General features: G+C 60.2%; 11 protein-coding genes. 8 read left to right on the top strand and 3 right to left on the bottom strand.

Annotation, left to right across the window (positions count from 1 at the left end; all coding sequences use genetic code 11):
- Positions 1 to 60 precede the first annotated feature (60 nt).
- Both ulaR and ulaG read right to left on the bottom strand, forming a co-directional pair.
- Complete coding sequence (gene ulaR / locus V8N38_RS24080; RefSeq protein ID WP_060424494.1) at positions 61 to 816, bottom strand: HTH-type transcriptional regulator UlaR; 756 nt, start codon at positions 814 to 816, stop codon at positions 61 to 63.
- A gap of 110 nt (positions 817 to 926) precedes the next feature.
- Complete coding sequence (gene ulaG, locus V8N38_RS24075) at positions 927 to 1,991, bottom strand: L-ascorbate 6-phosphate lactonase (protein WP_147840514.1); 1,065 nt, start codon at positions 1,989 to 1,991, stop codon at positions 927 to 929.
- A 354-nt stretch (positions 1,992 to 2,345) separates the two neighbouring features.
- Between ulaG and ulaA the strand changes: the two genes are divergently transcribed.
- Genes ulaA through V8N38_RS24045 form a run of 6 tightly spaced genes read left to right on the top strand, consistent with a single transcriptional unit; the run spans position 2,346 to position 6,771 of the window.
- Positions 2,346 to 3,743: a PTS ascorbate transporter subunit IIC gene (ulaA, locus tag V8N38_RS24070; RefSeq protein WP_060424498.1), complete on the top strand. Its 1,398-nt coding sequence runs from the start codon at positions 2,346 to 2,348 to the stop codon at positions 3,741 to 3,743.
- Between the two features lie 14 nt (positions 3,744 to 3,757).
- The gene (gene ulaB / locus V8N38_RS24065; RefSeq protein ID WP_047729673.1) at positions 3,758 to 4,066 is read left to right on the top strand and encodes a PTS ascorbate transporter subunit IIB; all 309 of its coding nucleotides are present in this window, start codon (positions 3,758 to 3,760) and stop codon (positions 4,064 to 4,066) included.
- Between the two features lie 10 nt (positions 4,067 to 4,076).
- Positions 4,077 to 4,547, top strand: a complete 471-nt coding sequence (gene ulaC, locus V8N38_RS24060; RefSeq protein ID WP_047729674.1) for a PTS ascorbate transporter subunit IIA — start codon at positions 4,077 to 4,079, stop codon at positions 4,545 to 4,547.
- A 12-nt stretch (positions 4,548 to 4,559) separates the two neighbouring features.
- The gene (locus V8N38_RS24055) at positions 4,560 to 5,216 is read left to right on the top strand and encodes a 3-keto-L-gulonate-6-phosphate decarboxylase UlaD (RefSeq protein WP_147840513.1); all 657 of its coding nucleotides are present in this window, start codon (positions 4,560 to 4,562) and stop codon (positions 5,214 to 5,216) included.
- A 9-nt stretch (positions 5,217 to 5,225) separates the two neighbouring features.
- Positions 5,226 to 6,080 carry an L-ribulose-5-phosphate 3-epimerase gene (locus V8N38_RS24050; protein ID WP_147840512.1) on the top strand — a complete coding sequence of 285 codons (855 nt, stop codon included), beginning with the start codon at positions 5,226 to 5,228 and terminating at the stop codon, positions 6,078 to 6,080.
- 4 nt (positions 6,081 to 6,084) lie between these two features.
- On the top strand, positions 6,085 to 6,771 hold the full coding sequence (locus V8N38_RS24045; RefSeq protein WP_147840534.1) for an L-ribulose-5-phosphate 4-epimerase: 687 nt from the start codon (positions 6,085 to 6,087) through the stop codon (positions 6,769 to 6,771).
- Positions 6,772 to 6,774: 3 nt separating this feature from the next.
- Here V8N38_RS24045 and malT read toward each other — a convergent pair whose 3' ends face one another.
- Positions 6,775 to 9,489 (bottom strand): HTH-type transcriptional regulator MalT, encoded by a 2,715-nt coding sequence (malT, locus tag V8N38_RS24040; RefSeq protein ID WP_147840511.1) that lies wholly within the window; start codon positions 9,487 to 9,489, stop codon positions 6,775 to 6,777.
- Positions 9,490 to 9,949: 460 nt separating this feature from the next.
- Here malT and malP point away from each other — a divergent pair, with 460 nt between their 5' ends.
- Complete coding sequence (gene malP / locus V8N38_RS24035; protein ID WP_055311831.1) at positions 9,950 to 12,355, top strand: maltodextrin phosphorylase; 2,406 nt, start codon at positions 9,950 to 9,952, stop codon at positions 12,353 to 12,355.
- Positions 12,356 to 12,364: 9 nt separating this feature from the next.
- A complete protein-coding gene (gene malQ / locus V8N38_RS24030; protein WP_060441392.1) occupies positions 12,365 to 14,455 on the top strand; it encodes a 4-alpha-glucanotransferase in 2,091 nt (696 codons plus the stop codon).
- Positions 14,456 to 14,462 lie beyond the last annotated feature (7 nt).

The raw sequence follows: 14,462 nt of genomic DNA, 5'->3' as shown, positions 1-14,462 counted from the left end.
GGACGCCGCTATTGTAACCAACTCTGCGGCGTTTAAGACCAGAGTAAGGTTGTGGTTTTGTCACACCAGCAGCACTTCAACGCCTTGCTGACGCAGTTGCTCAACGATGGCGGGATCGGCGGCCCGGCCAGTGATCACCATGGCAATTTGCTCGGTGCGGCTGAACAGCATGCCGGCGCGTTGGCCGACTTTGCTGCTGTCGACCAGCACCACCAGTTTACCGACATAGTTGAGCATCTTCTGTTCTGCCATCGCGGTCAGCATATCGGTTTTATACAAACCGTCAGCGGTGAGGCCGATACCGCTGGTGAACATCCAGTGCCCGGCGTACAGGGTTGCGTCGCCTTCCTGAGGCGCCAGAGTAATCGACTGGGTTTTGTTGTACTGGCCTCCCATGATCACCACGCTGTCGTGTTCCTGATCGATCAGGTAATTGGCCAGCGGTAGATAATTGGTGATCACCTGAACCGGCTTGCCGCAAATTTCACGGCCCAACAGAAATGCGGTGGAGCCGCAGTTGATCACCACGCTTTCACCCGGCTGACAGAGCTGTGCCGCCGCTGCCGCGATGCGCATTTTTTCATCGAGGTGCTGGGTTTGGTGGATATTGAGCGGCGTCCAGGCCGGGCGCGGAGTTTGCGTGGCTTCGGCGCCGTTGCGTACTTTGCGCAATTTGCCGATTTCATTCAGCTTGTTGATGTCCCGGCGCGCGGTGGCCGGAGAGATGTCAAACGCCGCGATGACGTCCGCCACGGAGATTTGCCCCTTGCGCTGCAAGAGATCGAGAATAGCGTTGTGGCGTTGGGACTCTGTCATGCGGGCTCCGTGGAGAGAAAAAACGTCGTTGCCTTCGATTATATGCGCGCCGTTTGACGATTTGAATCATTGCCGTTCAAAAGCGCGCATCCGTATGCAACACCGATTGATTACAAGAAAGACTTGAAGGGCAGGTCGGGTTCCTGGATGAAACAATCATCGAACCCGCGCGGGTAGTGATATTCCAGATTGTCTTTGTCCTGCGGCCAGATGAACTTGCCGCCAACCTGCCAGATAAACGGTTTGAAACCGTACTTGAGCCGGTCCTTTTTCATATCCCACAACACGCGGATCTCCTGCGGATCTGCCTGGAAATTAGACCAAATATCGTGGTGGAAGGGGATAACGACCTTGGCGTTCAGCGATTCCGCCATGCGCAAGATGTCTGCGCTGGTCATCTTGTCAGTAATGCCGCGCGGGTTCTCGCCGTAGGAACCGAGGGCGACATCGATCTGATGATCGTTGCCGTGCTTGGCGTAATAGTTGGAGTAGTGGGAATCGCCGCTGTGATAAAGGTTGCCGCCCGGCGTTTTGAACAGGTAGTTGACCGCCCGCAGGTCCATGCCGTCCGGCAGAACGCCCGCCGCTTTTTGTTCCACCGGCAATGTGATGAGTGCCGTGCGATCGAAGGCGTCCAGCGCATGAATTTCAATGTCTTTGATTTTTATCACGTCGCCAGGTTTGACGGTGATGCAGCGCTCCGGCGGCACGCCCCAGCCGATCCAGATATCTACGCAGCTTTGCGGCCCGATAAACGGGACGGTGGGGGCGCAGTTCTGCAACACTGCCGCCGCGACGTTCACATCGATATGATCGTTGTGATCGTGCGTGGCCAACACGGCGTCGAGCTGGGTAATGGCGAACGGATCGAGCACGAATGGGGTGGTGCGCAGGTTCGGTTGCAGTTTACGCACCCCGGCCATGCGCTGCATTTGATGGCCGGTTTTCATCTGCGGGTTGCCGTGACTCTGCTTGCCGGTGCCGCACCAGAAATCGACGCACAGGTTGGCGCCTTCTTCAGACTTGAGCCAGATGCCGGTGCAGCCCAGCCACCACATGGCGAAAGTACCGGGCGCGACGTTCTCCTGCTCTATCTCTTCGTTCAGCCAGGTGCCCCATTCGGGAAAGGTGTTCAATATCCAGGACTCGCGGGTGATGTCGTTGACTTTACTCATGGGTCTTTCCTCGTTGGTGGTGATAATAAAATCACAAGTAATCATTTAAAGATTTTATGTGATGTGTTTTGATCGAATCTAGCACCGTTTTTTTCAACTGACAACGATCGAAATACACGTAAACGCCGCAGGATTTACGCGCTGCGCCGGCGTTTTCTCTCCTTTTTGTTTGATTAACTGCTATTAAATTCAATAGGTAATAAAGTGTAAGTCGTCTAATTCATTGAATGTTAGTGGAATTGATTTTTAACTTGCGAGGTTGTTCACAAATAATCATTTATGATCTTTTTGTGATTTATTGTGATTGGTATGGTGAAGGCGTTACCTGCATGCCAACCTTTTCGGGAGAGCCGTATGGAAACTCTTTACACCATCTTCACCGTCTTTTTTAACCAGGTGATGACCAATGCACCGCTGCTGTTGGGGTTGGTTACGCTGTTGGGTTACACGTTGCTGCGCAAAAGCGCGGCGGTCATTATCAAAGGCACGATCAAAACCATTATCGGTTTCATGTTATTGCAGGCCGGCTCCGGCATCCTGACCGGCACGTTCAAACCCGTTGTGGCGAAGTTGTCCGAGGTATACGGCATCAACGGGGCGATTTCAGATACCTATGCCTCGATGATGGCCACCATCGAACGTATGGGGGACGCCTATAGTTGGGTCGGCTACGCGGTCTTGCTGGCATTGGCGCTGAACATACTCTACGTGTTGTTGAGGCGCATCACCGGCATCCGCACCATTATGCTCACTGGCCACATCATGTTTCAGCAAGTTGGGCTGATCGCGGTATTTTTCTACATTCTGGGTTACGGCATGTGGACGACGGTATTGTGCAGTGCGCTCTTGGCTTCACTGTACTGGGGCATCACCTCCAACATGATGTTCAAACCGACGCAGGCGGTAACGGAAAACAGCGGTTTCTCCATTGGGCACCAACAGCAGTTCGCTTCGTGGCTGGCATACAAGGCCGCGCCGTATCTCGGTAAAAAAGAGGACAGCGTAGAAGATCTGAAGCTGCCTGGGTGGCTGAACATTTTCCATGACAACATCGTGTCCACCGCCATCGTGATGACGCTGTTTTTCGGCATCATTCTGTGCTCGTTCGGCTTGGACACTCTGCAGGCGATGGCCGGTAAAACTCACTGGAGCATCTATATCCTGCAAACCGGGCTGATGTTCGCGGTGGCGATTTTCATCATCGTGCAGGGCGTGCGCATGTTCGTCGCCGAATTGACCGAGGCCTTTAACGGCATTTCCCAACGTCTGATCCCCGGCGCGGTACTGGCCATCGACTGTGCCGCCATTTATAGCTTCGCGCCCAACGCCGTGGTGTGGGGTTTTATGTGGGGCACCATCGGCCAACTGATCGCCGTCGGCATACTGTTAGCGCTTGGCTCTTCCATCATGATTATTCCCGGTTTCATTCCCATGTTCTTTTCTAACGCCACCATCGGCGTATTCGCTAACCACTTTGGTGGCTGGCGCGCGGCGATGAAGATCTGTCTGGTGATGGGAATGATAGAGATCTTCGGCTGCGTGTGGGCCATCAAACTGACTGGGCTAAGTGCCTGGATGGGCATGGCGGACTGGTCGATTCTGGCGCCGCCGCTGATGCAAGGGCTGAGTCTGGGCCTGTGGTTTATGGGCGTGGTGATCGTTATCGCCCTGCTGTACATGTTCTTCGCCGGACGCACCCTGCGTGCGGAAGAAGATGCTGAAAAACAATCGGTTGAATCGGCGTCACGTTAATAGGAGTGCAGATTATGACGGTACGAATCCTGGCGGTATGCGGTTGCGGACAAGGCAGTTCCATGATCATGAAAATGAAAGTCGACCAATTTTTAACGCAGCAAGGCGTGGATCATTCGGTCAACAGCTGTGCGGTGGGGGAATACAAATCCGAGTTGAATGGGGCTGACATCATCATTGCTTCCACCCATGTCGCGGATGAAATCGTCGTCAGCGGCAACAAATACGTGGTCGGGGTACGCAATATGCTCTCGGCGGCGGACTTCGGCCCGAAGCTGATGGACGTCATCGGCGCGCATTTTCCGCAAGATTTGAAGCAGTGAGGAGCGAGTCATGAAGCTGAGCGATTCGTTGGCGCAGAATAACGCTATCCAACTGCAGGCGGAGGCTGCCGACTGGCGCCAGGCGGTGCGGCTGGGGGTCGATCTGCTGGTGGCCGCCGGCGTGGTGGAGCCCCGCTATTTTGACGCCATTTTGGCCGGCGTCGAACGGCACGGCCCTTACTTCGTGCTGGCGCCGGGCCTGGCGATGCCGCACGGCCGGCCGGAGGAAGGGGTGCTGAAAACAGGCTTCGCCTTGGTCACCCTGAAGACGCCGGTGTGTTTCGGTGATGAGGATAACGATCCGATAGACATCTTGATCACCATGGCGGCGGTGGACGCCAAAACGCATCAGGAGGTGGGGATCATGCAAGTGGTGAACCTGTTTGAAGATGAGGCGAATTTCGATCGCTTGCGGGCCTGTCGCCACGCGAGCGAGGTATTGGCGTTGATCGACAAAACGTCTACGGCGGCGGCGAATTGAAGGAGACAACCAATGAACACGCATTTACCGATGTTGCAGGTGGCGCTGGATAACCTGTCCATGGCTGCGGCTTACGACACGATTCGCCTGATCGCGGCCGAAGTCGACATCATCGAAGTCGGCACTATTTTGTGCGTGGCGGAAGGCGTGCGAGCCGTACGCGATTTAAAAGCGCTGTATCCGGATCGCATCGTGTTGGCGGACGCAAAAATCGCCGATGCGGGTCAGATTTTGGCGCGAATATGCTTCGAGGCGCATGCCGATTGGATCACGGTGATCTGCTGCGCTGACATCAATACGGCCAAGGGCGCGCTGCAGGTGGCACATGAGTTCGGTGGTGACGTGCAGATAGAACTGACGGGGTTCTGGACCTGGGAACAGGCGCAGGCGTGGCGTGAAGCGGGAATTGGTCAGGTGGTGTATCACCGCAGCCGTGACGCGCAGGCGGCGGGGGTATCCTGGAGCGATGACGATATTCGCGCGGTTCGTCGCCTGAGCGAGATGGGTTTTAAGGTGACGGTCACCGGCGGACTGGCGCTGGAGGATTTGCCTCTGTTCCAAGGTATTCCCATCCATGTCTTTATCGCCGGGCGCAGCATTCGTGATGCCGCCGATCCGGTCGCGGCGGCGCGGGAATTTAAACGTGTCATCGCCCAGCGGTGGGGCTGAGGAGCGGTTATGTTGCACAAATCCGTGCCGTTGGGCATCTATGAGAAAGCGTTGCCGCCGGGCGAGGACTGGCTGACGCGCCTGCAACTGGCGGGTGAGTTGGGATTCGATTTCGTTGAAATGTCGATCGATGAAAGCGACGGCCGCCTGGCGCGGCTGGACTGGAGCGTTGAACAGCGGCTCGCGTTGGTTAGCGCCGTTGCGGCGAGCGGTGTGCGCGTGCCTTCTTTATGCCTCAGCGCCCACCGGCGTTTTCCGTTGGGCAGTGAAGACGACACGACGCGCGACCGAGGACTGGATATCGTGCGAAAAGCTATTCGGCTGGCGCAGGATACCGGCATCCGGGTGATCCAACTGGCCGGGTATGACGTTTATTACCAGCAGTCTACTGCGCAGACCCGCACCCGTTTCCGCGCCGGATTGGTGCAGGCGGTAGAGATGGCCAGCCGTGCTCAGGTCATGCTGGCGATGGAAATCATGGACTATCCGCTGATGAACTCGATCAGCAAGGCGTTGGGCTATGCCCACTACCTGAATAACCCGTGGTTTCAGCTATACCCGGATATCGGCAACTTGTCTGCCTGGGACAACGATGTGCCGATGGAGCTCATGGCCGGGCGCGGACATATCGTGGCGGTACACGTTAAGGATACGCGGCCGGGGGAGTTTAAGAATGTACCGTTCGGCGAGGGCGTAGTGGATTTCGTACGCTGTTTCGAAACGTTGCTTGCGAGCGGCTATCGTGGTCCCTATCTGCTTGAGATGTGGAGCGAGAAAGCGAACGATCCGCTGCGGGCGGTGCGGGAGGCGCGTGCCTGGGTGGTTGAACGCATGGTCGAGGCCGGGTTGGAAATAAGGAGGTAGCATGCTGGAGCAACTGAAAAGTCAGGTGTACCGAGCCAATATGGCGTTGCCTGAGCACGGGCTGGTGACCTATACCTGGGGCAATGTCAGCGGCATCGATCGGGCCAGTGGGCTGGTGGTGATCAAACCCAGCGGCGTACCTTATGAAACGATGCGGGTTGAGGATATGGTGGTGGTGAATGCGCGAGGTGAGGTTGTTGAGGGGCAACTGCGGCCTTCGTCCGATACGCCGACGCATTTGGCGCTGTACCGGGCATTCCCTCAACTCGGCGGTGTGGTGCATACGCACTCCACCCATGCCACCGCCTGGGCGCAGGCAGGGGAAGCGATACCGGTGCTCGGCACCACCCACGCCGACTATTTTTCCGGCGATATTCCTTGTACCCGCGGGCTGACGGCGGAAGAGGTGGCGCGGGAATATGAGCTGAACACCGGTCGGGTGATTATCGAAACCCTGAAAGGGCGTGAACCGTTGCACGTTCCCGGTATCCTGGCGTATCAGCATGGCCCGTTCAGTTGGGGAAGGACGCCGGATGAGGCGGTGCATAACGCCGTGGTGTTGGAGGAGGTGGCGAAAATGGCGTGGATCAGCCGGGATATTAACCCCGACCTACGGCGGATCGATGACTATCTGCTGGAAAAGCATTTCAGCCGCAAACATGGCGCCGGCGCCTATTACGGCCAGCGCTGACTCTCAGGCGCCGTACCCCATCATCTTCAGCAGCTGCTGCGCCTGCTGCACCGCCTCCTGGCGATGAGCCACGCCGAGCTTCTGGTACAGGTTGCGGATGTGCGTCTTGATGGTGGTGGCCGCCACGTCCAGCTCGCCGGCGATCTGGTCGTTGCTGTAGCCGGAATAGATCAGCCCCAGCACCTGCCATTCGCGCTGGGTGAGCGGGCTGGTGCGGATCAGCTCCGGCACCTGCGGGTGGGTCAGCAGCTTATCGACGAAGTTCTCGTCAAAATGCGCGAACTTGTGCCGATGATGCTGGTTGATGTCGCGCAGGATGCGCTGGGCGCGATGCTGTTCCAGCTCCGGCAGCGTGTTGAGCTGGATCAGCTGGCGCAGCTGCTGCGCCATCGCTTCGCCCTCGATGACGAAATGGCTGATAAAGCCGGTGCGGTTGGCCAGCGACAGCGCTTCGATCAACGCCTGCTGCGCTTCGCCCTTGCGCTCTTGCAGCCAGTACAGCTGGTTGCTGAGCAGCAGGTTGCGGTTGAGATCGCTCACCAGCCGCAGCCGGCGGGCGTTCTCGTTCAGTTCATCCAGCACCACGCCGGCCTCGTCATACTGGCCGAGCAGAATCTGCACCCGCGCGATGTTGCGCCACTGGCCCTGCGTGAAGTGGTTATCCGCCATGCCGGGCTTTTCGGTGTGGCGCAGCCACTGGGCGGCGGCGGCGGTGTCGCCGGTCATCTGCCAGTGGATCACCCGCGACTTGTCGGTGTTGGTCAGCCAGTCGCGATGGTAGTGGGCGCCGTGCAGCAGGGTTTCGCAGCGCTGCAGGTGAGTATTGGCATTGTCCAGATCGCCGCGCGCCAGCGAGCATTTGGCCAGCATGGCGATGCACTGCAGCTGTTGCTGCGGCTGGTAGTTGGCCAGGATTTTCAGCCCGGTGCGCGCCGCGTCTTCCGCCTCGTCCAGCCGCGACCACGACCACAGGATCTGCGCGCGAATGCGCAGCAGGAACTCGTGCATCGGCAGCTGTTCCAGGTGCTGCTCGCGGATCAGTTCGAACGCCTTGTCCTGGGTTTCGTAAGCGGCCTGCAGGAAGCCCTGGGCGATGAGGATTTCGCTCTGCTGCAGCAGCGCCCAGAGCGCGTAATGGTTGGCCTGATGGCGACGCGCCATCTGCTCGGTTTGCTGCATCATCGGCAGCGCGCGCGCCAGCTCGCCCTTGCAGTGGTGCACTTCGCCGGTCACCGAGGTGGCGACGATGCGGCTGTAATAGCTGGATAGCGGCAGGAATTTCAACGCTTCGGTCGCCAGCCGTTCGGCCTCTTCCGGTTTGCCGGCGTTGATCGCCACCTGTGCGCGCAGGGCGTCGAACTCGGCGTGCAGCGTTTGGTCTATCTCGATTTTCTGTTCGCGCATGGTGCGCTCGGCGCGCTCCAGCAGAGTGTTGACCTCGCCGTAGCGGTGCTGGCTCTGCGCCAGCCAGGCCTGCAGCAGCGCCAGCTTGGGATTCTGGATCAGGCGCTCATAGGGCAGCGCGTTGAGGCACTCTTCCAGCAAGGCCAGTTCGCTGTGGTGGAACAGCGACCAGGCGTGTTGCAGCAGGATATCGCGCAGCATGCTGACGTCGCTGGCCGCCAGCGCATGGTGAATGGCCTCTGCCGGATATCCCAGCGCCAGCCAGCCTTCGGCGGCGGCGCGGTGCAACCTCGGCAGCTCCAGCGCCAGTTCCCACTGGCAACGCTGGCGCAGGAAAGAGGCGAACAGCGGGTGGAAGTTGAACCATTCGCCGGTGTCGTCCATGCGGTGGATAAACAGCCCCTGGCGCTCCAGCTCCTCCAGCCGCTGCTGGCCGTTGTCTTCGCCGGTCAGCCGCACGATCAGCGCGTCGTTCATCGAGCGCAGCACCGAACAGCGCAGCAGGAAGGCGCGCGCATCGGCATCGACGTGATCCAGCACTTCGTCCACCAGGTAGTCGGACAGGTGACTGGCGTTCAGCCCCGCCAGGCGCTTGGCCGACAGCTGGGCCGACGAGGCGGACTGGCGGGCCGACAGCGCGATCAGCTGCAGCGCGGTGGCCCAGCCTTCGACTTCGTCGCACAGGCGGCTGCTGTCCTGCTGCTCCATCGGCGCCGCCAGGCGGCAGTCGAAGAACTGTTTGGCTTCCTGATGGGTAAACGCCAGCTGCTGCGTACCCATTTCCAGCAGCTGATCGCGCACCCGCAGATTGGCGATGCCGAGCGGCGGCAGGGTGCGCGAGAGCAGGATCAGCGTCAGGTTTTCCGGCTGATGGCGCAGGAAAAAGCGCATGGCTTCGTGGATGGCGTCGTTGGTGATCAGGTGGTAGTCGTCGATCACCAGGTACAGTGGCTGGTGCCAGTCGGCCAGCTCGATAAACAGCTGGGCGAACAGCGCCGACAGGCTGGCGTACTGATGCTTCTGGCTCAGTGCCTCGCTCTTGACGCAGCGGCCGCCGCTGGCCTGCTGCAGCGCGGCGATCAGGTAGCTGGCGAAGCGCTCCGGCTGGTTGTCGCTCTCATCCAGGGAATACCAGCCCAGATCGGCCTTGCCGGCCGCCCATTGGGCGATCAGCGTGGTTTTCCCGTATCCCGCCGGGCAATTGACCAGTGTCAGGCGATAGTTGCCCGCGCTGGCCAGTTTGGCCAGCAGGCGATCGCGGATCACGGTATTTTGCAGCCGTACCGGGCGGCTCAGTTTTGATGGGATCAGCATAGTATTCCAGGGTATAAATCGCGGTTCCCGCCGGGATTGGAGTGGCGCTAATTATTTTATGGTTCGTAATTAATAGCTCCCCCTAACTTCTGCCAACCCTAAACGTATTGCAACAAGCTTCCGCATCGGCTTGGAGTTAAGTTGCTATCGATCACACTTTTTTACGTTTGGCGCCGGCGCGCGGCGATGCGGTTGCAGATCGCATTTCCGGCCATGGACAAAACTTCAGCAGTGCGAATACTTGTGCTAACGTCATGGTTAACGTTCTCAGTGCTCGCCGCACGCGTTGGCGGGCTTTTTTGCATCGTTGCAAGGGAGTCAAAAAGTGCCTGAGATCACAATTCCAGCTACGCCCCAATCCTCCTCCCCAGCTAATCCCCAGGCGGGATGATGCCGTCAGGCTTTCTCACCGGCACGATAGCGGCAATTTGACCCACTTACTGGATAGAGAGTTTTCCTTATGTCACAGCCTACGCTCAAGAAGGATGCTTTTCTGGCGGCGCTTGCCCGCCAGTGGCAACGGTTCGGCCTCAGTTCCGCACAGCAGATGACGCAGCATCAATGGTGGGAAGCCGTCAGTGCGGCGCTGGCCGAGCAGTTGGCCGCGCAGCCGGCGCCGCGCAAAAGCGCCAAACCGCTGCGCCACGTGAACTACATCTCGATGGAGTTTCTGATCGGCCGGCTGACGGCGAACAACCTGATCAACCTGGGCTGGTACGACACCGTCGAGCAGGCGCTGGCGGAGCAGAACGTCAAGCTGGCGGATTTGCTGGAGCAGGAAACCGATCCGGCGCTGGGCAACGGCGGGCTGGGGCGCCTGGCGGCCTGTTTCCTCGACTCGATGGCGACGGTGGAGCAACCGGCCACCGGCTATGGGCTGAACTACCAGTACGGGCTGTTCCGCCAGTCGTTCCAGGGCGGGCAGCAGCAAGAGGCGCCGGATAACTGGCAGCGCGAGAGCTACCCGTGGTTCCGCCACAACGCCGCGCTGGCGGTGGATGTAGGCATCGGCGGCAAGCTGGAAAAGCAGGCCGACGGCCGCGAACTGTGGCGCCCGGCCTTCACCCTGCGCGGCGAAGCCTGGGATCTGCCGGTGCTGGGGTATCGCAACGGCGTGGCGCAGCCGCTGCGCCTGTGGCAGGCGACCCATCAGCATCCGTTCAACCTGAGCGATTTCAACGACGGCAAATTCCTGCAGGCGGAGAAGCAGGGCGTAGAAGCCGACAAGCTGACCAAGGTGCTCTACCCGAACGACAACCATCAGGCCGGCAAGCGCCTACGCCTGATGCAGCAGTATTTCCAGTGCGCCTGCTCGGTGGCGGACATTTTGCGCAAGCACCATCAGGCCGGCCGCAAGATTGAAGAGCTGCCGAAGTACGAAGTGATCCAGCTGAACGACACCCACCCGACCATCGCCATTCCGGAAATGCTGCGTATTCTGCTGGACGAACACCAGCTGGAGTGGGAGGCGGCCTGGGCGATCACCAGCAACACCTTCGCCTATACCAACCACACCCTGATGCCGGAAGCGCTGGAGTGCTGGGATGAAAAACTGGTGCGCAGCCTGCTGCCGCGCCATTTCTCCATCATCAAACAGATCAACGCCAGGTTCAAAAAGCAGGTGGATAAGCACTGGCCGGGCGACGAGGCGGTGTGGGCCAAACTGGCGGTGCATCACAACAAGCAGGTGCGCATGGCCAACCTGTGCGTGGTCAGCGGCTTTGCGGTCAACGGCGTGGCTCAGCTGCACTCGGATCTGGTGGTGAAAGATCTGTTCCCGGAATATCACCAGCTGTGGCCGAACAAATTCCATAACGTCACCAACGGCATCACGCCGCGCCGCTGGCTGAAACAGTGCAACCCGGCGCTGTCGGGCCTGATCGACGAGACGCTGAAGGTGGAATGGGCGAACGATCTCGACGCGTTGCGCGGGCTGGAAAAATTCGCCGACGACGCGGCGTTCCGCCAGCGTTATCAGCAGATCAAACGCGACAACAAGGTGGCGCTGGCCCATTACGTGCACGGCGTGATGGGGTTGACGCTCGACCCGGACGCAATTTTCGACGTGCAGATCAAGCGTCTGCACGAGTACAAACGCCAGCACCTGAACCTGCTGCACATCCTGTCGCTGTATCGCCAGCTGCGCGACAACCCGAATCTGGACATCGTACCGCGCGTCTTCCTGTTCGGCGCCAAGGCGGCGCCGGGCTACTACCTGGCGAAAAACATCATTTACGCGATCAACCAGGCGGCCGAGAAGATCAATAACGATCCGTTGGTGAAAGATCGCCTGAAAGTGGCGTTCATTCCCGACTACCGCGTGTCGGTGGCCGAACTGATGATCCCGGCGGCGGATATCTCCGAGCAGATCTCCACCGCCGGTAAAGAGGCCTCCGGCACCGGCAACATGAAGCTGGCGCTGAACGGCGCGCTGACGGTCGGCACGCTGGACGGCGCCAACGTCGAAATCGCCGAGCAGGTGGGCGAAGACAATATCTTTATCTTCGGCAATACCGTGGAGCAGGTGAAGGCGATACTGGCGAAGGGCTACGATCCGCTCAGCTACCGCAAGAAAGACAAGCACCTGAAGGCGATTTTGGACGAGCTGGCGAGCGGCGCGTTCAGCCACGGCGACAAGCACGCGTTCGACATGATGCTGCACAGCCTGCTGGAAGGCGGCGATCCCTATCTGGTGCTGGCGGACTTCGCCTCGTACTGCCAGGCGCAGCGCCGGGTCGACGAACTGTACCGCGACCGGGACGAATGGACGCGGCGGACTATCCTTAACACTGCGCGCGTCGGCATGTTCAGCTCGGATCGCTCGATTCGCGATTACCAGCAGCGCATCTGGCAAGCCAAACGTTAAGGAGAGCGAATGGATCGTAAGCGTATCGATCAGGCGGCAGCGCAGGCGGGGATCGCTGCCGATTTCATCAATGCCCACGGCAAGCGGCAGGCGATTGAGCCGGAGACCAAGCGCAAGCTGCTGGCGGCCATGAATCGGGGCGATGCCGCGCAGGAAGGGGCGGCATCGCCGTTGCCGGCGGTTAAGGTGTTCTATCAGGGCGCGCCGCTGGCGCTGACCCCGGCGGGCGAAGGCGACTACCTGTGGGTGCTGCAGCGTGAAGACGGCGAATGCCTGCAGGGGCGCGTCGGCGCGCGCAAGACCCTGACGCTGCCCGGCGACCTGCCGGCGGGGTATCACCAATTGACGCTGAGCCAGGGCGCACGGCAGTGGCCATGCCGAGTGATCGTCGCGCCGAGGCGCTGCTTCGAGCCGGACGCCTTGCTGACCGGCAAGAAACTGTGGGGCGCCTGCGTTCAGCTGTATACGCTGCGTTCTGATCGCAACTGGGGCATCGGCGATTTCGGCGATCTGCGTCTGATGGTGGAGCAGGTGGGGGAGCGCGGCGGTGCCTTCGTCGGTCTCAATCCGATCCATGCGCTGTATCCGGCCAACCCGGAGAGCGCCAGCCCTTACAGCCCCTCGTCGCGCCGCTGGCTGAATCTGGCGTATATCGACGTCAACGCGGTGGAGGATTTCCAGCGCAGCGACGCGGCGCAGCGCTGGTGGCAGAAGCCGGCGACGCAGAAGCAGTTGGCCAAGGCGCGCTCCGCGGAGTGGGTGGATTACACCGCCGTGATGCAGCTGAAGCTGGCGGCGCTGAAGCTGACGTTCCCGCTGTTTCAGGCGCGCAAGCCGAACGACGCGCAGCGTCAGGCGTTCGAACGGTTCGTGACTGAGGGCGGCGACAGCCTGTATCAGCAGGCGGCGTTCGACGCGCTGCATGCCCACCTGGCGGCCAAAGACGCCAGCCAGTGGGGATGGCCGGCCTGGCCCGAGGGCTATCGGCGGGGGCAGAGCGAAGCGGTGCGGCAGTTCTGCGACGAACATCAGGACGCGGTCCGCTTTTACCTGTGGCTGCAATGGCTGGCGGCCACGCAGTTTGCGCAGTGTTTTGAGCAGAGCCGGCAGCAGCAGATGCCGATTGGTCTGTATCGCGATCTGGCGGTCGGGGTGGCGGAAGGCGGGGCGGAAACCTGGTGCGACCGCGAGCTGTACTGCCTGAAAGCGTCGGTCGGCGCACCGCCGGACATCCTGGGGCCGCTGGGGCAAAACTGGGGCCTGCCGCCGATGGATCCGCACGTGATGGCGGCGCGCGGTTATCAGCCGTTCATCGATCTTTTGCGCGCCAACATGACCAGCTGCGGCGCGCTGCGTATCGATCACGTCATGGCGCTGCTGCGGCTGTGGTGGATCCCTTATGGCGAAACCGCCGATCGCGGCGCCTACGTCAAATACCCGGTGGACGATCTGCTGGCGGTGCTGGCGCTGGAAAGCCAGCGCCACCGTTGCATGGTGATCGGCGAGGATCTCGGCACCGTGCCGGTAGAGATCGTCGGCAAGCTGCGCGACAGCGGCGTCTATTCCTACAAAGTGCTGTATTTCGAAAGCGACGGTGAACACCATTTCCGCGCGCCGCAGGCCTATCCGGTGCAGGCGATGGCGACCATCACTACCCACGATCTGCCGACGTTGCGCGGCTATTGGCAAAGCGGCGATCTGACACTGGGCAACCGACTGGGGCTCTATCCGGACGCGGAGATCCTGCGGGCGCTGTTCGCCGATCGGGAACGCGCCAAGCAAGGGCTGCTGGACGGGTTGCATCGCTATGGCTGCGTGCCGCAGAAGGTGGGCAAGAGGGCGGCGCTGCTCGGCATGAGTCCGCTGCTTAACCGCGGTCTGCAGCGTTATGTCGCCGACAGCGCCAGCGCCCTGCTCGGCCTGCAGCCGGAAGACTGGCTGGACATGGCCGATCCGGTCAATATTCCCGGCACCAGTGACCAGTACCCTAACTGGCGGCGCAAGCTGACCCAAACGCTGGAGGAGATGTTCGCCGATCCGCGGATAAACCGGCTGCTGAAGGATTTGGACAAACGGCGGCGCAAGGTGTCGGTGGGCTAAAAACGAC

The organism is Serratia nevei, assembly GCF_037948395.1.
Classification (GTDB): domain Bacteria; phylum Pseudomonadota; class Gammaproteobacteria; order Enterobacterales; family Enterobacteriaceae; genus Serratia; species Serratia nevei.
This window is presented reverse-complemented; position numbering and strand designations above follow the sequence as displayed.